The sequence below is a fragment of the Staphylococcus sp. Marseille-Q1834 genome (assembly GCF_916858875.1).
Taxonomy (GTDB): Bacteria; Bacillota; Bacilli; order Staphylococcales; family Staphylococcaceae; genus Staphylococcus; species Staphylococcus pragensis.
On the sequence record NZ_CAKASN010000002.1, the window covers coordinates 207,144 to 227,509 of the forward strand.

General features: G+C 33.0%; 20 protein-coding genes and 1 riboswitch. Of the genes, 12 read left to right on the forward strand and 8 right to left on the reverse strand.

Going from position 1 to position 20,366, the window contains the following annotated elements:
- Nucleotides 1-4: 4 nt before the first annotated feature.
- From pstB to cvfB, 5 genes are all read right to left on the reverse strand, one after another.
- Nucleotides 5-892 (reverse strand): phosphate ABC transporter ATP-binding protein PstB, encoded by an 888-nt coding sequence (pstB, locus tag LIX58_RS10115; RefSeq protein WP_126566837.1) that lies wholly within the window; start codon nucleotides 890-892, stop codon nucleotides 5-7.
- Between the two features lie 81 nt (nucleotides 893-973).
- Nucleotides 974-1,909: a phosphate ABC transporter permease PstA gene (gene pstA, locus LIX58_RS10120; RefSeq protein ID WP_126566838.1), complete on the reverse strand. Its 936-nt coding sequence runs from the start codon at nucleotides 1,907-1,909 to the stop codon at nucleotides 974-976.
- 1 nt (nucleotide 1,910) lies between these two features.
- Nucleotides 1,911-2,837: a phosphate ABC transporter permease subunit PstC gene (gene pstC, locus LIX58_RS10125; protein WP_103298060.1), complete on the reverse strand. Its 927-nt coding sequence runs from the start codon at nucleotides 2,835-2,837 to the stop codon at nucleotides 1,911-1,913.
- Between the two features lie 184 nt (nucleotides 2,838-3,021).
- Nucleotides 3,022-3,981 carry a PstS family phosphate ABC transporter substrate-binding protein gene (locus tag LIX58_RS10130; protein ID WP_126566840.1) on the reverse strand — a complete coding sequence of 320 codons (960 nt, stop codon included), beginning with the start codon at nucleotides 3,979-3,981 and terminating at the stop codon, nucleotides 3,022-3,024.
- A 306-nt stretch (nucleotides 3,982-4,287) separates the two neighbouring features.
- Nucleotides 4,288-5,184 (reverse strand): RNA-binding virulence regulatory protein CvfB, encoded by an 897-nt coding sequence (gene cvfB, locus LIX58_RS10135; RefSeq protein WP_226386309.1) that lies wholly within the window; start codon nucleotides 5,182-5,184, stop codon nucleotides 4,288-4,290.
- Between the two features lie 153 nt (nucleotides 5,185-5,337).
- On the opposite strand from cvfB, the gene LIX58_RS10140 reads away from it, so the two are divergent.
- The 9 genes from LIX58_RS10140 to lysA all read left to right on the forward strand — a co-directional run bounded on the left by LIX58_RS10140 (nucleotide 5,338) and on the right by lysA (nucleotide 15,767).
- Nucleotides 5,338-6,942, forward strand: a complete 1,605-nt coding sequence (locus LIX58_RS10140; protein ID WP_226386310.1) for an ABC-F family ATP-binding cassette domain-containing protein — start codon at nucleotides 5,338-5,340, stop codon at nucleotides 6,940-6,942.
- A 243-nt stretch (nucleotides 6,943-7,185) separates the two neighbouring features.
- Nucleotides 7,186-7,362, forward strand: a riboswitch (Lysine riboswitch).
- A gap of 83 nt (nucleotides 7,363-7,445) precedes the next feature.
- On the forward strand, nucleotides 7,446-8,648 hold the full coding sequence (locus tag LIX58_RS10145; RefSeq protein WP_126566843.1) for an aspartate kinase: 1,203 nt from the start codon (nucleotides 7,446-7,448) through the stop codon (nucleotides 8,646-8,648).
- Between the two features lie 70 nt (nucleotides 8,649-8,718).
- Complete coding sequence (locus LIX58_RS10150) at nucleotides 8,719-9,708, forward strand: aspartate-semialdehyde dehydrogenase (protein ID WP_126566844.1); 990 nt, start codon at nucleotides 8,719-8,721, stop codon at nucleotides 9,706-9,708.
- 2 nt (nucleotides 9,709-9,710) lie between these two features.
- On the forward strand, nucleotides 9,711-10,595 hold the full coding sequence (dapA, locus tag LIX58_RS10155; protein WP_154836782.1) for a 4-hydroxy-tetrahydrodipicolinate synthase: 885 nt from the start codon (nucleotides 9,711-9,713) through the stop codon (nucleotides 10,593-10,595).
- Nucleotides 10,595-11,320 carry a 4-hydroxy-tetrahydrodipicolinate reductase gene (gene dapB, locus LIX58_RS10160; RefSeq protein ID WP_154836784.1) on the forward strand — a complete coding sequence of 242 codons (726 nt, stop codon included), beginning with the start codon at nucleotides 10,595-10,597 and terminating at the stop codon, nucleotides 11,318-11,320. The genes dapA and dapB overlap by 1 nt, the downstream gene beginning before the upstream one ends.
- 49 nt (nucleotides 11,321-11,369) lie before the next feature.
- Nucleotides 11,370-12,089: a 2,3,4,5-tetrahydropyridine-2,6-dicarboxylate N-acetyltransferase gene (gene dapD, locus LIX58_RS10165; protein ID WP_154836786.1), complete on the forward strand. Its 720-nt coding sequence runs from the start codon at nucleotides 11,370-11,372 to the stop codon at nucleotides 12,087-12,089.
- A gap of 175 nt (nucleotides 12,090-12,264) precedes the next feature.
- Nucleotides 12,265-13,416, forward strand: a complete 1,152-nt coding sequence (locus LIX58_RS10170) for an amidohydrolase (RefSeq protein WP_226386311.1) — start codon at nucleotides 12,265-12,267, stop codon at nucleotides 13,414-13,416.
- 6 nt (nucleotides 13,417-13,422) lie between these two features.
- Nucleotides 13,423-14,499, forward strand: a complete 1,077-nt coding sequence (locus LIX58_RS10175; RefSeq protein WP_126566849.1) for an alanine racemase — start codon at nucleotides 13,423-13,425, stop codon at nucleotides 14,497-14,499.
- Between the two features lie 2 nt (nucleotides 14,500-14,501).
- Nucleotides 14,502-15,767 (forward strand): diaminopimelate decarboxylase, encoded by a 1,266-nt coding sequence (gene lysA, locus LIX58_RS10180; protein ID WP_126566850.1) that lies wholly within the window; start codon nucleotides 14,502-14,504, stop codon nucleotides 15,765-15,767.
- A 164-nt stretch (nucleotides 15,768-15,931) separates the two neighbouring features.
- Here lysA and cspA read toward each other — a convergent pair whose 3' ends face one another.
- Nucleotides 15,932-16,132, reverse strand: a complete 201-nt coding sequence (gene cspA, locus LIX58_RS10185; protein WP_002433901.1) for a cold shock protein CspA — start codon at nucleotides 16,130-16,132, stop codon at nucleotides 15,932-15,934.
- 204 nt (nucleotides 16,133-16,336) lie between these two features.
- Nucleotides 16,337-16,645, reverse strand: coding sequence for a regulatory protein MsaA (gene msaA, locus LIX58_RS10190; RefSeq protein ID WP_154836790.1), 309 nt, complete (start codon nucleotides 16,643-16,645; stop codon nucleotides 16,337-16,339).
- A gap of 163 nt (nucleotides 16,646-16,808) precedes the next feature.
- Here msaA and LIX58_RS10195 point away from each other — a divergent pair, with 163 nt between their 5' ends.
- The 3 genes from LIX58_RS10195 to LIX58_RS10205 are packed head-to-tail and all read left to right on the forward strand — an operon-like array spanning nucleotide 16,809 to nucleotide 18,908.
- Nucleotides 16,809-17,078 carry an acylphosphatase gene (locus tag LIX58_RS10195; RefSeq protein WP_154836792.1) on the forward strand — a complete coding sequence of 90 codons (270 nt, stop codon included), beginning with the start codon at nucleotides 16,809-16,811 and terminating at the stop codon, nucleotides 17,076-17,078.
- 20 nt (nucleotides 17,079-17,098) lie between these two features.
- A complete protein-coding gene (locus LIX58_RS10200) occupies nucleotides 17,099-17,725 on the forward strand; it encodes a 5-bromo-4-chloroindolyl phosphate hydrolysis family protein (RefSeq protein WP_154836794.1) in 627 nt (208 codons plus the stop codon).
- 25 nt (nucleotides 17,726-17,750) lie between these two features.
- Complete coding sequence (locus tag LIX58_RS10205) at nucleotides 17,751-18,908, forward strand: toxic anion resistance protein (RefSeq protein ID WP_126566854.1); 1,158 nt, start codon at nucleotides 17,751-17,753, stop codon at nucleotides 18,906-18,908.
- Between the two features lie 52 nt (nucleotides 18,909-18,960).
- Here LIX58_RS10205 and brnQ3 read toward each other — a convergent pair whose 3' ends face one another.
- Nucleotides 18,961-20,307: a branched-chain amino acid-like transporter carrier protein BrnQ3 gene (gene brnQ3, locus LIX58_RS10210; RefSeq protein WP_154836795.1), complete on the reverse strand. Its 1,347-nt coding sequence runs from the start codon at nucleotides 20,305-20,307 to the stop codon at nucleotides 18,961-18,963.
- Between the last annotated feature and the right edge of the window lie 59 nt (nucleotides 20,308-20,366).

Consider the following 20,366-nt stretch of genomic DNA (forward strand, 5'->3'; position numbering starts at 1 on the left):
AATATTAACCGAAACGTCCTGAAATGTAATCTTCTGTTTGTTTATCAGAAGGATTTGAGAAGATTTTATCAGTGTCGTCGTATTCATTTACATAACCATTAAGGAAGAATGCAGTTTTATCAGATACACGCGCAGCTTGTTGCATGTTGTGTGTAACCATAATAATTGAATAATTTTCTTTTAATTCTTGAACTAATTCTTCAACTCTTAAAGTTGAGATTGGGTCAAGTGCTGATGTTGGTTCGTCCATAAGAATAACATCAGGTTCGATTGCTAAACATCTTGCGATACATACACGTTGTTGTTGCCCACCAGATAAACCGTAAGCATTTGTATGTAATCTATCTTTTAACTCATCCCAAATTGCAGCGCCACGTAATGATTTTTCAACAATTTCATCAAGAATTTTTTTATCTTTAATACCATGTGTTTTAGGACCATAAGTAATATTATCATAAATTGATTTAGGGAATGGGTTTGGTTGTTGGAATACCATTCCTACATTCGTTCTTAATTTTTCTTTTGAATAATTTTCATCAAAGATGTTTTGGTCACGGTATAAAATTTTACCTGCTGTTTTAACTGATGGTACTAATTCAACCATACGGTTTAATGTTTTAATATAAGTTGATTTACCACAACCTGATGGTCCGATAATAGCAGTTACGTTATTTTCTAAAATATCTAAATTGATATTTTGTAAAGCGTGAGTATCTCCGTACCATAAATCTAAATTTTGAGTAGAATAAACTACTTTTTTGTTAGCGTCAGATTCTTTAGATTGGTTGTGTTGATTTTCGTTTGAAGAAACAACCGTAGATACTGGCGTTTGAGAATGATCAGTATGTTTAGCTACTTCTTGTTTTTTTTCATCTACATTTGTATTTGCCATAATTAAAACTCCTTCTATATTTGAGAGAAAAGTGATAATACACTTTTTCTCTCCCCCAAAATTACGTTAAATGAATTTAAATTAATATTTTCTTGAGAATTTGTTACGTAAGAAAATAGCAACACCATTCATTAATAATAAGATAACAAGTAATACGATGATTGCAGCTGAAGCAACGTTTTGGAATTCAGCTTGTGGCATTTTAGCCCATGTGTAAATTTGTGTTGGTAATGCTGTGAACATTGACATAATGCTTGTTGGTGTAGCTAATAAAATTGTTGGAACCCCGATTAAGATTAATGGTGCTGTTTCACCTAATGCACGAGATAAAGATAAGATGAAACCAGTTAAGATACCAGGTAATGATGCTGGTAATACTACACGTCTAATTGTTTGCCATTTATTCGCACCTAATCCGTAAGATGCTTCACGAACAGAATTAGGTACTGCTCTAATTGCTTCCTGACTTGATACGATAATAATTGGTAAGATAAGTAGTGACATTGTTAAAGCAGCAGCAATAACACTATTTCCTAATGCTAATGCTTGAATACCGCCACCACGAACGAATAATGTTAAACCTAATAAACCGAATACGATTGAAGGTACACCTGCTAAGTTAGAAATACTAATTTTAATAAAGCTAGTGAAGAAATTATCTTTAGCATATTCTTCTAAATAAATTGCAGTTCCTACACCTAAAATAATTGAAATTGGAATGATACTAATCATTAACCAAATTGTTCCTGCTAATGCACCTTTAATACCTGCTTGAGAAGGTGTTGAAGATGAGAAGTTAGTAAAGAATTCAGGTGTTAAGTGACCTACACCTTTAACAAGTGTTTGTATAAGTAATGCAACAAGTACTAATAATGCAATTACGATACAAGCAAAGAATAACCATTTATTGATTTTATTTTTAGTAGATCGACTTGAAATGTTTTTTTCAACTTTACTTTGGTCTATTAAACCTTTTGCTTTAGGATTTGTAGTATTAGGATTCGTAGTAGTTGACATATTAATACTCCTCTCTGAAGCGTTTAGAAACCCAATATGAGATAAGGTTCATAATTAGAGTGAACACGAATAATGTGAAGCCTACAGCATAAATACTGTAGTACACGTCTGAACCGAAAGTTGCATCTCCAGTTGCGATTTCAACAATGTAACCAGTCATTGTTTGAATTGAACTAGTTAAAGATAATGATGCAGTTGGTGAACTACCTGCTGCTAATGATACGATCATTGTTTCACCGATAGATCTTGAAATACCTAATACGATTGAGGCAACAACACCAGAGGCAGCAGCTGGAAGTACAACTTTAGTTGCTACTTCAAATTTTGTTGAACCTAAACCATAAGCACCTTCACGAATTTTGTTAGGTACTGACGCCATAGCGTCCTCACTCATACTTGTGATGATAGGAACAATCATAATACCTACTACAATCCCTGGACTAATAGAGTTGAAGCTATCTAATGCAGGAATAATCGTTCTTAATACTGGTGTTACGAATGTTAATGCAAAGAAACCAAATACGATTGTTGGAATACCAGCTAAAATTTCAAGAATTGGTTTAATAATACGACGTGCTTTGTCGCTAGCGTATTCGCTTAAATAAATGGCAGCCCCTAAACCAATTGGTACTGCTACAATTGTTGCAATAATTGTGATTTTTAATGTCCCAATAACCAATGCCCAAATACCATATTTTGGATTTGAACCTGTCGGATTCCAATCTTTAGTGAATAAGAATTCAGTAATCGAAACACGAGTGAAAAATGTAATAGTTTCTGTAATCAAAGTGAATAGAATTCCAATGGTAGTTAAAATAGAAATAGCTGCTATAATCCCTAAAATGACGGGTACAACTTTATCGCTGAATCCACCTTTTTTAGCGTTATTTTTAGCTATCATATCTCTAACATTAGTCTCTGAAGCCATATATAACCCTCTCTTTTTTCTCCCAATAAATTTAAAAAAAGAGCAAGGAAATTATCAGGTAATAATGAGTTCAAATTAAATTAAAACATTTTAAAATCACCCATATATTCTGAAACAAGGTGGCGGTTAAACCACCTTGTCATACCCCTTGAATAATTTCCCAGCCCTTTGATATTAATAATGATTATTTTTTATCTGAATCTTTTTTACCGTATTTATCTAATTCTTTAAGTTCATCTTTGTAAACTTTATCTGGAGAAGCTACATAACCAGCATCTTCAGCAGATTTACCTTTGTCTTCTAAAGTGAATTTAATGAATTCTCTCATTACATCATTATCTTTTAATGATTTTTCTTTAACATATAAGAATAATGGTCTACTTAAAGCGTAAGAACCGTCTTTGATAGATTCTTTCTTAGGTTCAGTTGCTTTACCTTTATCGTCTTTAATTTTAACTTCTTTTAACTTATCTTTGTTTTGTTCATAGAAGCTATAGCCGAAGTAACCAATACCTTCTTTGTTTTTCTCAACTGATTGAACGATTACGTTAGTGTCGCCATTTTTCTCAGCTTTGATGTCGCCTTTATCCATTACTTCCTCTTCGAAGAAGTCATAAGTACCATGACTTGAGTTAGGTGAGAAAGCTTTGATTTCTTTGTCAGGCCAGCTTGAATCTACGTCTTTCCAAGTTTTAGCTTCGCCACTGTAGATTTTTTTCAATTGGTCTTTAGATAATTCTTTAACGAAGTCATTATCTTTGTTAACAGCAATTGTTACACCGTCTTGAGCAATTTTGAATTCTTTATATTTAATGTTTTTGTCTTCTAATTTTTGTTTTTCTTCATCTTTGATTGGTCTAGAAGCTTGAGAGAAATCAGTTTCTCCAGCGATGAATTTTTCAAATCCAGCACCAGTACCTGCTTGACCAGATGAAATTGTAGCGTTTGGATGATCTTTAGCCCATTTTTCGTTTAATTTTTCAACGATAGGAGCTACAGTAGATGAACCTTCACCTTTTGCTTCTCCTTTAAGGTCTTTACCTTCATCTCCAGAACCACTACCATTGCTGTTGCCACCGCCACATGCACCTAATAATACTGAAGCACTTAATACAGTAGTACCGACTAATTGCCATTTTTTCATTGAAACATCCTCCTAATATAGATAACCCAAATGTTATATGTATTTCTTACAATGCTTATAATACATACCTTTTGTTAATGTAAAATATATTAAATGTAAAGGTTTTGTTAATTTAATAAAGAGATTGATAGTGATGATAGATTATATCTATATAAAAAATTAAACCCATTACTATGAATACCTTTCGATATCAAGTAATGGGTTTATCAAAGTAAGATTTTTAGTTTTGAAAATATGGGTTCTATAAACTAAGTAGATTTAACATATATAATAGAAGAAAAGCGGGTTAACTTTAAAAGTCAATACTTAGTCTTCTGCGCGACTCCAACCTTTTTTAGTTAACGTAATTTTTCCGGTTTCTATATTGATAATTTTTTGTTTGTATAAATGACCAATGGCACGTTTGAAAGCACCTTTACTCATATTGAATACTTCTTTTATAGCTTCTGGACTAGATTTATCCCAAAATGGTAATTCACCATCGTATTCAACTAATAAATCAAAGATTAATTGGCCGTCTTCATCTAAGCGTTCATGAGCCAATGGTAAGAATGAACCATTTAATTCACCTTTATCATTATGACCAATAATACGTACCTCTACTTCTTCGCCTAAACGTGGTTCTTCTTTTCGTTCTGATTCATGTACAAATATTTTGTAACCATCATTAGATAATAAAAAGCTTCCGACACGTAACAAACGATAAGGTCTTGCTACTAGAACTTGATTCAATTTATCGTCGTCAAATACTGGTGTGAACATCTTTTTAACAATAGTTTCACTAGCTAAACGTGCAAACATTTGATTATCTCTATCTATACGTAAAGTAACTAATACATAGTCACCAGCTTGGGGCCATAATGATTTAACTTTAGGTAAATCTTCCCATGGAATTAAAACTTCTCTTGGTAAACCTACATCTACTCGTGCGCCATCACGATCTGTTTTAAGTACTTTTGCAAAATCGTACTTATCTTTAGTGATGTCTGGCATGTTTTGAGTAGCAAATAGTTCACCTGAACGGTTTGGATAAATAAAGAAACTGTACTCTTCACCTATTTCAAAAGCATCGTCGTCATCGATTTCTGATTGATTTAATTTAACTTGTTCTCCATTAGGTCCTTTTAAAAGGTATGTTGAACCTTCTAAGCCAACAACTTCTAAAAATTCTATTGACCCAACTATATCTTTATCTAATGCCATAATATTCTCCTTCAAGGGTTTGTATTCTTTTGTATTATAACATGCCTCTATCAAACAAGCATTCTTACAATTGAACTTACATGAACTCGAAAGTAAAAACATTATGTGATATAATTTTTGCGTTAGATAAACGATGAATAAAGGAGTAAATGCATGTTACAAGTAACTGATGTAAGTTTACGTTTTGGTGATCGTAAACTATTTGAAGATGTAAATATTAAATTTACTGAAGGAAACTGTTATGGACTTATTGGCGCTAATGGTGCTGGTAAATCTACATTTTTAAAAATCTTATCTGGAGAAATTGATTCTCAAACTGGTCATGTGTCTTTAGGAAAAGATGAACGTTTAGCTGTCTTAAAACAAGATCACTTTGCTTATGAAGATGAACGTGTGTTAGACGTTGTCATTAAAGGACATGAACGTCTATATGAAGTTATGAAAGAAAAAGATGAAATTTATATGAAACCAGATTTCAGCGATGAAGATGGTATTCGTGCAGCAGAACTAGAGGGAGAATTCGCTGAAATGAACGGTTGGAATGCCGAAGCGGATGCTGCTTCCCTATTATCAGGTTTAGGTATTACAACTGAATTACATGACAAACAAATGTCTGAATTAGAAAATAATCAAAAAGTAAAAGTATTATTAGCACAAAGTTTATTTGGTGAACCTGACGTACTATTACTTGATGAGCCTACCAATGGTTTAGATATTCCAGCCATTAACTGGTTAGAAGATTTCTTAATTAATTTTGATAACACTGTCATAGTTGTATCCCATGACCGTCATTTCCTTAACAATGTTTGTACACATATTGCTGACTTAGACTTTGGTAAAATCAAATTATATGTAGGTAACTATGATTTCTGGTATCAATCAAGTCAATTAGCACAAAAAATGGCTCAAGAACAAAATAAGAAAAAAGAAGAAAAAATGAAAGAGCTACAAGACTTTATCGCTCGTTTCTCTGCGAATGCTTCAAAATCTAAACAAGCAACAAGCCGTAAGAAACAATTAGAAAAAATTGAGTTAGATGATATTCAACCTTCTTCAAGACGTTATCCTTATGTAAAATTCACGCCAGAACGTGAAATTGGTAACGATTTATTAGTTGTTGATGGTATCTCTAAAACAATTGATGGTGAAAAAGTATTAGACAATATTTCATTTACAATGAATCCTAATGATAAAGCCATTCTTATCGGAGATAGCGAAATTGCTAAAACAACGTTATTAAAAATCTTAGCTGGTGAAATGGAGCCAGATGAAGGTTCATTCAAATGGGGAGTTACTACATCATTAAGTTATTTCCCTAAAGATAACTCTGACTTCTTTGAAGGCGTAGACATGAACTTAGTTGAATGGTTACGTCAATATGCTCCTGAAGATAAACAAACAGAAACATTCTTACGTGGTTTCTTAGGTCGTATGTTATTCAGCGGTGAGGAAGTTAAGAAAAAAGCTAGTGTATTATCAGGTGGAGAAAAAGTACGTTGTATGTTAAGTAAAATGATGCTTTCAAGCGCAAACGTTTTACTATTAGATGAACCAACAAATCACCTTGATTTAGAAAGTATTACTGCTGTCAATGATGGTTTAAAATCATTTAAAGGTTCAATTATTTTCACGTCTTATGACTTTGAATTTATTAACACTATCGCTAACCGTGTTATAGATTTAAATCAACAAGGCGGATTATCTAAAGAAATTCCTTACGAAGAATATCTTCAAGAAATTGGCGTATTACAAAAATAATATTTTTCGACTCACTTTCTATCTTATTGGGAAGTGAGTTATTTTTTGTTTAATAACTATATTTGATATTGTTATATACTTAAATTCTTTTCTCCTTATACCCTACTTTTTACTAAATAGAAGTATCATTGCTATTAAGTAGTAAAATAACTGTTAGATTTTTCAGTCAATTGCAAAAAATCACAATTATCGGTTTACAGACATAATTGCCTTATGTATAATAAAAAACATAGCAATTGAATAAGAAATTGATGAGGCGCATCAATCATTAGTACATATTAGATACACTGTCTGCAACAGCTAATATTGAAAGGGTGCGATGCCGAAACGTTTTATAGACGCAGATATAAAGCGTTGGACTTTGTGGTTAAGAGCTGAGAGTTTGTCATTATTATTTAATAATGGAGTGCATCACTTGTATATAAATTACGAGCAAGTTCGCGCGCATTCCGAACTTGCTCTTTTTTATAGCGTGGGCCTCCCAAAATGTAGGAGGTAAAAGTTTGAAACGAAGTGTTTTGAAGTTCGGCGGTTCATCCGTTGCCGATTTTACAAAGATAAAAAATATCGCAGAAATGCTTAAACGTCGTGTGGATGACGGCGAACAATTAATTGTAGTAGTGAGTGCCATGGGTAAAACTACAGATCAATTAATGGAAAATGTATCAAATCTTACTACAACACCTAAAGATGAAGAATTAGCCCTATTATTAACTACTGGTGAACAACAAACAGTGTCTTACTTATCTATGGTATTGAATGATATTGGTGTAAACGCAAGATCGATGACTGGTTATCAAGCTGGTATTAAAACAATTGGCCATCATCTTAAAAGTAGAATTGCTGAAATTAATCCTGAAACGTTTGATAAAGCGTTTGAAGATAAAGATGTTTTGGTTGTAGCAGGATTCCAAGGAATTAATGATGAATTGGAATTAACAACGTTAGGTCGAGGTGGTTCTGATACAACTGCAGTTGCCTTAGCTGCAAGTAATCAAATACCTTGTGAAATATATACTGATGTTGATGGTGTATACGCTACTGATCCAAGAATACTTAGTAAGGCTAAGCGCTTAGATTATGTATCCTATGAGGAAATGATGGAAATGAGTGCTTTAGGCGCTGGGGTCCTTGAAACAAGAAGCGTAGAACTAGCTAAAAATTACGATATTCCCCTTTATTTGGGCAGAACATTATCAAATGTGAAAGGAACATGGATTATGCCAAGAACAGAAATTTTAGAGAAAAAAGCTGTAACAGGTGTTGCATTAGATAAACATATGATGCACGTAACAATTAGTTATCCCCTACCGGATAATCGTTTATTGACTCAATTATTTACTGCTTTAGAAGATGGTTCAGTAAATGTAGATATGATTTCGCAAATAGTCAATACAGAAGGATTACAATTATCTTTCTCAATTAAAGATAGTGATGCTCATCAAATCTCAAATATCTTAGAGGAGTTATCTACAGCATTTGAAGCACTAGACTATAAAATCAATGAATCATATGTCAAAATCTCATTAATTGGTTCAGGAATGAGAGACATGTCTGGTGTAGCATCTAAAGCATTTATTACCCTTATCAATTCTAATATTCCTTTTTATCAAACTACAACATCTGAAATCAGTATTTCGTATGTCATTGATAAAGAGAATGGTGAAAAAGCAGTCGAAATTTTATACGATGCTTTTGACATCTAATAATCTAGAATATCTTATTTATAATTAATTTTTTTAAAATTCAAATAATAAAACAATGGAGTGACTTTTTATGACAAGAATCGCAGTAGTCGGAGCAACAGGATTAGTAGGAACAAAAATGTTAGAAACACTTGATCGTAAAAATATTAAATTTGATGATTTAGTATTATTCTCATCAGCTAGATCAGCAGGTAAAGAAGTTGAGTTTCAAGGTAAAACATATGTTGTTCAAGAACTTACAGAAGAAGCAGCAAGTGAGAAATTTGACTACGTATTGATGAGTGCTGGTGGTGGCACAAGTAAACAATTCGCCCCTATTTTTGAAAAAGCTGGCGCAATCGTCATCGATAATTCTAGTCAATGGCGTATGACTGAAGACATTGATTTAATTGTACCAGAAGTAAATGAGCCTCATTTTAAACGTGGTATCATTGCTAACCCTAACTGTTCAACAATTCAATCAGTTGTACCGTTAAAAGTATTACAAGATAAATACGGATTAAAACGTGTCGCTTATACAACTTATCAAGCGGTTTCAGGCTCAGGCATTAAGGGTAAACGTGATTTAACTGAGGGTGCAAATGGTAAAGCACCTGAAGCGTACCCTCACCCAATTTATAATAACGTGCTTCCTCATATTGATGTCTTTTTAGAAGATGGATATACAAAAGAAGAACAAAAAATGATTGATGAAACACGCAAAATCTTAAATCAACCTGAGTTACGTGTAACTGCAACATGTGCGCGTGTACCTGTTCAAGATAGCCATAGCGTTGAAATTGATGTGACTCTTGATAAAGAAGCGACAGTACAAGAAATTAAAGATTTATTCGATCAAGATAGTCGCGTAGTATTAGTTGATAATCCTGAAAATAATGAATATCCATTAGCAATTAATTCAACTGGAAAAGACGACGTATTTGTTGGACGTATTCGTCGAGATGATTCATTAGATAATACATTCCATGTATGGTGTACTTCTGATAATTTACTTAAAGGTGCAGCATTAAATGCAGTTCAAGTATTAGAGCAAGTGATCAATTTAAAAGGAGCTAGATAATAATGGCACATATTTTTGAAGGCGTTGGTGTAGCGCTTGCTACCCCATTCACAAATAATGAAGTGGATTACAATGCATTAGAAAGACATGTTGATTTCTTATTAGAAAATGGTGTACAAGCAATTATAGTTAATGGTACGACAGCTGAGAGCCCTACTTTAACCGAAGAAGAAAAAGAACAAGTATTGGAAGCGGTAGTGAAACAAGTAGATCATCGTGTAGCAATTATTGCTGGTACTGGTACTAATAATACTGTTAAATCTATCCAAGCTTCACAGCGTGCTAAACAATTAGGCGCAGATGCAATTATGTTAATTACGCCTTATTATAATAAAACGAATCAACGAGGCTTAATAAAACATTTTGAAACAATTGCTAATGAAGTTAAATTGCCTGTTGTACTATATAACGTACCTTCAAGAACAAATATGACGATTAATCCTGAAACAGTTGAAACATTAAGTCATAATGAATATATTGTCGCAATTAAAGATGCAACAAATGATTTCGAATACTATGAAGAAGTAAAAAAACGTATTAATCAAGATGAATTTGCATTATATAGTGGTAATGATGATAACGTTGTAGAATTTTACGAACGTGGTGGAAATGGCGTTATTTCAGTTATAGCTAATGTTATTCCAAAAGAATTCCAAGCATTATATGATGCTAAACAAAGTGGACAAGGTATTTCTAAAGACTTCGAACCAATTGGTAAATTATTAGATGCCCTTTCTGTTGATGTAAATCCAATTCCGATTAAAGCATTAACAAGTTATTTAGGTTTCGGAGAGTATGAATTACGTTTACCTCTTTTACCTTTAGAAGTTGAAGATGCTAAAGTATTAGTTAATGCTTACGAACAGTTTAAAGCAGGTGAACACTAATGAAAATTTTATTAATCGGTTATGGTGCGATGAATAAACGTGTTGCACGACTTGCAGAAGAAAAAGGTCATGAAATTGTAGGTGTAATTGAACCCGAGCATAATGATTCAACACCGTATACTCATTTCGACCATATTGTTGATGCTCAAGAGAAAGCAGATGTCGCAATCGATTTCTCTAATCCTAACCTACTATTACCACTATTAGATGAGGATTTTGAATTACCATTAGTTATTGCTACTACTGGTGAGAAAGAGAAACTTGTAGCTAAATTAGAAGACCTTAGTGAACGTATGCCTGTATTCTTTAGTGCAAATATGAGCTATGGTGTACATGCATTAACAAAAATCTTAGAGGCTGCAGTACCCCTACTTCAAGATTTTGATATCGAACTAACTGAAGCGCATCATAATAAAAAAGTAGACGCACCAAGTGGCACACTTGTTAAGTTATATGATGTTATTAAAGAATTACGTAACAATGTACATCCTGTTTATGACCGTCATGAGCGTACTGAAAAACGAGAAAAAGATGAAATCGGTATTCATGCAGTGCGTGGTGGTACAATTGTAGGAGAACACGATGTATTATTTGCTGGAACGGATGAAACAATTACAATTTCTCATAAAGCACAGTCGAAAGATATCTTTGCAAATGGTGCAATTACAGCTGCTGAACAGTTAATTAAAAAACAAAATGGTTATTATACCTTTGATAATTTGTAATAACTGAAAGTCATCTTTTTAATTCATGAAATAATAAGGAGAATCGAACATGGTACAACATCTTTCTGCACAAGAAATTATTCAATATATTAGTGATGCTAAAAAATCTACCCCTTTAAAAGTTTATGTTAATGGAGAATTTAACAATGTTAACTTCCCAGAATCATTTAAAGTGTTTGGATCAGATAATTCAAAAGTTATCTTCTGTGAAGCGGATGATTGGAAACCTTTCTATGAAGCTAATCAAGCTAGTATCACAGATTTAGAAATTGAAATGGATCGTCGTAATTCAGCTATCCCACTTAAAGATTTAACTAATACGAATGCTCGAATTGAACCTGGCGCTTTTATTCGCGAACAAGCCATTATTGAAGATGGTGCAGTAGTTATGATGGGCGCTACAATTAATATTGGTGCTGTTGTTGGTGAAGGTACTATGATTGATATGAATGCAACATTAGGTGGACGTGCTACAACTGGTAAGAATGTCCATGTTGGCGCAGGCGCTGTATTAGCTGGCGTAATTGAGCCACCTAGTGCTTCACCAGTAGTCATTGAAGATAATGTACTTATCGGAGCAAATGCTGTTATTCTTGAAGGTGTAAGAGTTGGTGAAGGTGCTATCGTGGCAGCCGGAGCTATCGTTACTCAAGATGTCCCAGCAGGCGCAGTAGTAGCCGGAACTCCTGCGAAAGTCATTAAACAAACTTCTGAAGTTGAAGATTCTAAACGTGAAATTGTTTCAGCTTTAAGAAAGTTAAATGATTAAGAATTAACGACGTATAATTTAAATTTTATAGAGGCTGGGACGCTTAAGTCTCAGCCTCTGTCTATAACTTTTTATACTTTCCCACTTTTTTGGAAAATGAAGTTTTAACAAGACTGGCAGTTATTTTCAAAATAAAACGAACGCTCTCATTATTAAGTAAAAAAGGAATGATTATATGAATGAATTGGAATTCGTCACAAAACATAGAAGACATTTACATCAACATCCAGAGTTGAGTTTGCATGAATTTGAAACTACAAAATATATTGTAAATTTCTTAGAAGAGTTAGGCATTTCATATGAGTGCCCTCTTGAAACAGGCGCCATTGCTTATTTAAAGGGAAATAGTGATCATACGATTGCATTTAGAGCTGACATTGATGCCCTCCCAATCTTTGAAGAGAATGACATTGATTATCGTAGCCAAACTGATAATGTCATGCATGCATGTGGTCACGATGGTCATACAACTGCATTAATGTTATTTGTAAAACGTTGTAAAACAATGGCAGATAATAATGAATTACCTCATAACGTTGTATTTATCTTCCAACCTGCCGAAGAAACTGGCGGTGGTGCTAATCGTCTCATTAAAGCAGGTGCGTTTAATAATTACCCTATTGAAGCTGTATTTGGTATTCACATCAACCCGTTCGCTGATGAAGGTCAAGTAGTCATTCGTGATAATGAAATTACAGCTAGTGCCACAGAATATCGCTTCTTTTTAAAAGGTTTATCAAGTCACGTAGCGGACAAAGAACAAGGTCATTCATGTGGTGAAGCTTTACTTCATGTTTTAAATCAAGTAGGACAAATTCAACAATATCATTTAAACGGTTTAAAACGTAATATTGTACATATGGGACATTTTGAAGCTGGTGAGGCCATTAATACAGTGCCTAGTAATGGCTATTTAGAAGGTACAATTCGTACCTATGATGCCAATGATTTAAATGTAGTTAAAACGCAAATGCAAAAAATAGCTGAAAGTGTAAAATTATTATTCAATGTAGAATGTGAAGTGAAGTTTGAAGAAGGTTATCCTGCGACAATGAATAGTCCTCAATTAAGAGTAAGTGTGGAACAGGCAATTCAAAGTGCAAACTTAGAAGTAATAGATAAACCATTACCATTTTTATTTGGAGAAGACTTTAGCTTCTATGGTCAGCAACTCGCTCCTGCTTACTTCGCATTCGTAGGTACACGTAATGAAGATAAAGGTTATGTCACAGGTTTACACACATCTCACTTAAATTTTGATGAAAAGATATTAATCGATGTGGCGAACTATTATGAACAATTATTACTACATTATGGAGAGGAGTAACTTAAATTGACAGCAACATGGTCGGTTGATTCAGAAGCGTTTTATCAAAATGCTGTTAAAGTAAAAAATAATAATTCAATTATGGCAGTAGTAAAAAATAATGCGTATCATTATGGATTAGAATTTGCCGTAAAGCAATTTTCAAGAGCGGGTATCAATACTTTCAGTACGACTTCTTTAAAAGAAGCTATAAGAATTCGTAAATTGGTGCCTGAAGCTACAATATTTTTAATGAATGCAGTGTATGACTTTGATACTGTGAGAGATAATCAAATTCAAATGACTTTGCCCTCTCTAGAATACTATTATAAATATAAAGAGGAACTACACGATATTAAAGTCCATTTAGAGTTTGAAAATTTATTACATCGTTCAGGTTTCAAAACGTTAGAAGAAATTAAAGAAGTATTAGAAGATGATTATCACACTTCTAATTCGAACAAAATGATTATCTCAGGATTGTGGACACACTTTGGCTATGCCGATGAATTCGATGTTCCAGAGTACGGCTTAGAACGCAAAGCTTGGTTAAATGTAGTAAATACACTATTAGCTGAAGGCTATCAATTTGATATGATACATGCTCAAAACAGTGCAAGTTATTATCGTGAAGGACAAGCGCTGCTTCCCTACCATACGCACGCACGTGTAGGCATAGCTTTATATGGGTCTCGTCCTTACAGTAAATTAGAAGAAGAACGCATTCAACAGTCACTTACAGTTAAAGGAAATGTTATACAAGTTCGTGAAGTAAATGAAGGCGATTATTGTGGCTATAGCTTTGCATATGAAGCTACACGTAACAGAACTCAATTAGCAGTTGTAGATGTAGGCTATGGCGACGGTATTCTAAAATCACGCGCAAAACATGAGGCGCTCATTAATGGCAAACGCTATCCTATTCGTGCATTAATGATGAGTCATATGTTTGTAGAAGTTGACGATGAAGTTCATGCACAAGATGAAGTGATATTATATAATAACGATATACGCATTGATGAATATACATTCAAAGGTGTGGGCGCTAACTCTGAACAACTTAGTGCGATGAATCATGATTCTCTCATAAAGGAGTATAGATAAAAATGGCAGTTAAATATAATGAATATGGTGAGTTAACAATGGCAGGTACAAGTTTAAAAACACTTGCTCAAAGCTTTGGTACCCCTACTATTGTTTATGATGAAGATGAAATCCGCAATCAAATGCGTAGATATCACTCAGCTTTTCAAAAAAGCGGTTTAAAATATAATATTTCATATGCTTCAAAAGCATTTACATGTATTCAAATGGTCAAATTAGTTCAAGAAGAAGATTTACAATTAGACGTAGTTTCTGAAGGTGAACTGTACACAGCGTTAGAAGCTAAATTTGATCCTAGCAAAATCCACTTCCATGGTAACAACAAAACAAAACGTGAAATTCAATACGCTTTAGAAAGTGGCGTTGGTTACTTTGTCATCGATTCGCTTGAAGAAATCGATTTAATTGATAGATATGCAAGCGATACAGTCAATGTAGTCTTACGTGTTAACCCTGGTGTTGAGGCACATACGCATGAGTTTATTCAAACTGGCCAAGAAGATAGCAAATTTGGTTTATCAATTCGCCATGGTTTAGCGATTGAAGCAGTTAATAAAGTACGTGACTCTAAACGTTTACATTTAAAAGGTATTCATTTCCATATTGGTTCTCAAATTGAAGGAACTGAAGCGATGATCGAAACTGCTAAGATCGTACTTAATTGGCTTTCTGAAAATGATATTAAAGTTGAATTACTTAACCTAGGTGGCGGTTTCGGTATCAAATATGTTGAAGGAGACGTTAGTTTCCCTATTGAAGAAGGCATAGCAGAAATTACAGATGCTATCAAAGCTGAAACAGAGCGTTTAAACTATGAAGTGCCAGAAATTGGTATTGAACCAGGTCGTTCAATTGTTGGAGAGGCTGGTATTACTTTATATGAAGTTGGTACAATCAAAGAAATTCCTGAAGTTAATAAATATGTTTCAATTGATGGCGGTATGAGTGATCATATTAGAACTGCATTATATGGAGCTAAATATCAAGCATTATTAGTGAATCGTCATGAAGAAGCTAATGAAACAGTAACAATTGCAGGTAAATTATGTGAATCAGGCGATATTATTATTCGTGATGCAAAACTCCCTGCTTCTGTTCAACGTGGTGATTACCTAGCAATTCTTTCTACAGGCGCTTATCATTATTCTATGGCTTCTAATTACAATCAAATGCAGAAACCACCTGTTTTCTTCTTAAAAGATGGAAAAGCACGTGAAGTCATTAAACGTCAATCATTACGTCAATTAATCATTAATGATACTAAATAAACGTAGTTACTGAGCGATGTTTGTATAAATAAATATAGCCATATTCTAAACCTTTTAAATGAAGGATAGAATATGGCTTTTATATATTCCTTAAAATTGAGCAATAAAAAACACCTTACATCTTGGTAAGGTGTCAATAAAGTCAATATTTTACAATCTATTTATTATAGTTTAACAACGTTTGCAGCTTGAGGACCGCGATCGCCTTCAACTACTTCAAATTCAACTGATTGACCTTCTTCTAATGATTTATAACCATCTTGGTTAATTGCTGAAAAGTGTACGAATACGTCGTTTTCACCTTCAACTTCGATAAAACCAAAACCTTTTTCAGCGTTAAACCATTTAACTGTACCTTGTTTCATAATTCTGAAACCTCCAAGACTAAATTCTTTCAATATGCGTTATTCGCATATTACAAAAAATACATGTGACAATTATGTATGAATAACAAAACGCTATATATAACTCTTACAGATATTCTTTGCAATATGGAATAAAACCATTGCTTAATAGCTATTATATGTTAGTTCGAATTAAATTGCAATACAATTATAGAAAATTGTCTTTTAATTAATTTTTGGCAGATTATAATAAACTTCATTATTATTTAATACAATAAAACTATAAAATATTTGTAAATCTTCATCACAATCTTCACAAAAATTTAAATCGCAATTATTATAAAATGCATGAATATTATATTTCCCAATTACATAATTATCATAATATTGTTTGCTTGCATTAATAATTTTTTTATAATTTCCCAACATGTCTTCATAACTATCGAAATGATGTTGTTCAATGATTTTATCTGTCCAGTCGCTAAATAACCACCATCCCTCGTAGTCAGCTCTAATCTTTGCAACTGTCCACATCGTCAATTCCCCTCTCAAATTAAAACTATAAAATTATTTTAACTCTAATATAAATGAATTCAAGTTTTACGGCTCATACTTTTGGCCGACCTCTATCTAATGTGATAGTAAATATTAGTTTTTTGATGCTAAAGTTCGTATAATAGTAATAAGAGGTGATATTATGCAACATAAGCATTTACAAGTATTTGGAACAGTTCAAGGTGTAGGTTTTCGTTACTATACAGAGAAATTAGCTCAGAAATATAATATTGTAGGAACCGTTCAAAATGTGGAAGACTATGTTGAAATTTATGCTCAAGGTAAAGAAGCAGACTTAGAACAATTTATAAATGCCGTTATAAATGGCGCATCACCAGCTTCTTCTGTTGGTAATTATACTATTGAAGATGTTCATAACGATAAACAATATTCAGAATTTCAATCGATTTAAAATATAAAGGAAGATGCCATTTGAGATATAATATTTCTCGATTCATAGGCGTTTTAGTAGGGATTCCAGTAGCTATTATTTCATGGGCGGTAAGTATATTTGGGTTTGATCTTTCATTTATACTAGACGCCTTAATAGGTATTGGGATGTTTTTTGTATCTTACTTCCCTACTCAACGCTTAACGTCAAAAAAATATTTAACTGAAATAGGCTTATCACGTAGAGATTATCGCTTTGTTAGAAATCAGTTAAATCAATCGCAAGATAAAATTAGAAATATATTAAGATCTTATGTTAATGTGCGATCGCTTAAAGATTTTCGTCAAATTAATGATATTTATCGCATTTCGAAATCTATTCACGTGGCTGTAAAGCAAAGACCAGGTTTGTTTTTCAAAGTTGAGAGTTTCTTCTATTCTCATATTGATAATGCATTAAATTTAATTGAGTCTTACACGCGTTTATCAAAAATGCCAAAGAAATCAGCATCAGAGAAACAAAAACTGGAACAAACACGTATTACATTAGACGAAGTAAAGCGCACGTTGATTGCAGATTTAAAACGTTTAAATGAAGACGATTATGAGCGATTAGATGTTGAGATGGAACTTAATCGTCTTGAACAAAATCGTCATAAAGATAGTTAACTTAAAGAATGGAGCGAAGATATAAATGACGAAAGAAGAACAATTTATTAACTCACATCCATTAGATGATTATATAGAACAACAGCAGTTAAATACTAGTAATAGCCCTAATCTTTCTCAGAACACAATTGCTGAAGATTTTGAGCATCAATTTAATGAGAATGAACTTAAAAAAATTGATTCAATCAGTCAACAGATTAAACCGTTAGATAATGATGGTTTATTAGCCTTTGGTTCTCATCTACAACAAAATATGTCTCAATTCTCACATCGTATGTTAGATGAAGTTCAAGCTAAAGAAATTGGTCCTGTTGGTGACGCATTGAATCAACTTATGTCTAAACTCAAATCTGTAAATCCAGATGATTTAAATCCGGAAAAGCAATCTAAATTAAAACGTCTTTTCAAAAGAACAAAAGCTTCAATCAACGAAGTGTTCTCAAGAATGCAGTCAGTAAGTTCACAAATAGATCGTATTACGATTCAATTAGATAAACATAAGAATAATCTATCAAAAGATATTCAATTGTTAGATGGATTATATGAACAAAATAAGACGTATTTCGATGACGTTACATTATATATTGCTGCAGCTAAACGTAAAAAACAGGAAATTCTTACTAATGATATTCCTAAATTACAACAACATGCCGAACAAACTGGCAATCAAATGGATATTCAAGCCGTGGCAGATATGCAACAGTTTGTCGATCGTCTGGATAAGCGTATTTATGATTTACAATTATCAAGACAAATTGCGATTCAAACTGCCCCGCAAATTCGAATGATTCAAAATGTTAACCAAGCGTTGGCTGAGAAAATTCAAAGTTCAATACTTACAAGTATTCCATTATGGAAGAATCAAATGGCAATTGCCCTTACGTTAATGAGACAACGCAATGCAGTAAGTGCACAACGTGCCGTTACAGACACAACGAATGATTTGTTAACTCAAAATGCAGCGATGTTGAAACAAAATGCGATTGAAACTGCTACTGAAAATGAACGTGGCATTGTAGACATCGAAACGCTTAAAACAACGCAAAGTGATATTATTGAAACAATTGAACAAACGCTTCAAATCCAGCAAAATGGTCGTCAAAAACGTCAAGAAGCTGAACGAGAACTAAGCGGTTTAGAAAATGAACTTAAACAACATTTATTAACAATGAGAAAAGAATAAATGCCTATACTAAAGAGCACATCACCTACTATAAGTGATGTGCTCTTTAGTATTACTTATCATTTTGATATTGAATATAATCTTGTTTTACAAATATAGAAATAATGTAGCTTATAATAGTAGCAATAATTGCAATTGGTAACCATTCTAAGGCAACTTGTTTTAAAGGTAGTTCATTTATAAATGCAATCTTGACCCAACCATTTGATGAAATAGTGCTTAATACAGAAATACAACTTACTACGATAATAGGAATCTGTTGAGCAATCGGTTTGGTTGGAATAAATTGAGCAATTAAAATTAATAAAATTACCGTAATTGCAATTGGATAAATAATACTTAATACCGGGACTGACATAGAGATAACTGAATTTAGTCCGAGATTTGCTAATACAAAACTTATTAGAGTAAATATAACGGCGTAAATTTTATATGAGATTTTTGGATATAAACTATGGAAATATTGACTTACAGAAACAATTAATCCACATGCGGTAGTTAGACAAGCTAATGCTACGATAATACCTAGTAAATATTTTCCAAAAATACCGAATCCTTGAGTTGCCATATTGGTTAATAAGTATGCACCAATATTTTGGTTTTTAGCAGCTAAGTTATCAAGCGTCTGATGATTTATCAACATATGGTTACCTATATAACCTAACGAAACATAAATAAATATTAATGCTACGGCTGCAATAAGACCTGCCATAACTGTTTGTTTAAAGATATTATTTCTTTGACTTTCCCCTGTAGATTTAATGGCATTAACAACAATCATTGAAAATGCGATTGAAGCGATAGCATCCATAGTTAAATAACCTTCTGTAAAACCTTTAGTAAAGCTACTTAATGTAGATGTATATACATCGGCGTCTCCGTTTGAATGACTATTACTTCCAAAATCTACAAATCCTTTAATAATCATTGCTAAAATTGTAATTAATAACAATGGCGTAAGTAGTGAACCAATACGATCTACTATCTTATTCGGGTTGATGCATAAATACAAGACAATTAAAAAGTAAATGAGAGTAAATATGAATAATGCCACATTACTATTAGTGTGTGCAATTGGCGTCACTGTCATTTCAAACGCTGTGGAACCGGTACGTGGTATCGCGAAAAGAGGCCCGATAGTTAAATAAATAATAATTAAAAAAATCATAGAGAATTTAGGCGAAATTTTACTGAGTGAACCTATGTAACCTCTATTATCAAAGGCTCCTACAATTACGCCTAGCAAAGGCAAACCTATGCCTGTTAAGCAGAAAGGAATCATTGCCCACCAAAAATATTGACCACTATCCTGCCCTAATTTAGGAGGAAAAATGAGATTACCAGCACCAAAAAACATGGCAAATAGCATGAATCCCATTATCCAGGTATTTCTATTCATAGAATTGCTCCTTTTTATGTATATATGTGCAATAGTTAACATTCTACCATAAAAAGGAT

Coding starts and splice junctions, on each gene's coding strand:
- cvfB (WP_226386309.1), bottom strand. CDS start 5,184: ATGGCATTAGATAAAGATATAGTTGGGTCAATAGAATTTTTAGAAGTT.
- LIX58_RS10205 (WP_126566854.1), top strand. CDS start 17,751: ATGACGAAAGAAGAACAATTTATTAACTCACATCCATTAGATGATTAT.
- brnQ3 (WP_154836795.1), bottom strand. CDS start 20,307: ATGAATAGAAATACCTGGATAATGGGATTCATGCTATTTGCCATGTTT.
- pstC (WP_103298060.1), bottom strand. CDS start 2,837: ATGGCTTCAGAGACTAATGTTAGAGATATGATAGCTAAAAATAACGCT.
- cspA (WP_002433901.1), bottom strand. CDS start 16,132: ATGAAACAAGGTACAGTTAAATGGTTTAACGCTGAAAAAGGTTTTGGT.
- dapA (WP_154836782.1), top strand. CDS start 9,711: ATGGCACATATTTTTGAAGGCGTTGGTGTAGCGCTTGCTACCCCATTC.
- dapD (WP_154836786.1), top strand. CDS start 11,370: ATGGTACAACATCTTTCTGCACAAGAAATTATTCAATATATTAGTGAT.
- dapB (WP_154836784.1), top strand. CDS start 10,595: ATGAAAATTTTATTAATCGGTTATGGTGCGATGAATAAACGTGTTGCA.
- pstB (WP_126566837.1), bottom strand. CDS start 892: ATGGCAAATACAAATGTAGATGAAAAAAAACAAGAAGTAGCTAAACAT.
- LIX58_RS10130 (WP_126566840.1), bottom strand. CDS start 3,981: ATGAAAAAATGGCAATTAGTCGGTACTACTGTATTAAGTGCTTCAGTA.
- lysA (WP_126566850.1), top strand. CDS start 14,502: ATGGCAGTTAAATATAATGAATATGGTGAGTTAACAATGGCAGGTACA.
- LIX58_RS10170 (WP_226386311.1), top strand. CDS start 12,265: ATGAATGAATTGGAATTCGTCACAAAACATAGAAGACATTTACATCAA.
- pstA (WP_126566838.1), bottom strand. CDS start 1,909: ATGTCAACTACTACGAATCCTAATACTACAAATCCTAAAGCAAAAGGT.
- LIX58_RS10140 (WP_226386310.1), top strand. CDS start 5,338: ATGTTACAAGTAACTGATGTAAGTTTACGTTTTGGTGATCGTAAACTA.
- LIX58_RS10195 (WP_154836792.1), top strand. CDS start 16,809: ATGCAACATAAGCATTTACAAGTATTTGGAACAGTTCAAGGTGTAGGT.
- LIX58_RS10150 (WP_126566844.1), top strand. CDS start 8,719: ATGACAAGAATCGCAGTAGTCGGAGCAACAGGATTAGTAGGAACAAAA.
- msaA (WP_154836790.1), bottom strand. CDS start 16,645: ATGTGGACAGTTGCAAAGATTAGAGCTGACTACGAGGGATGGTGGTTA.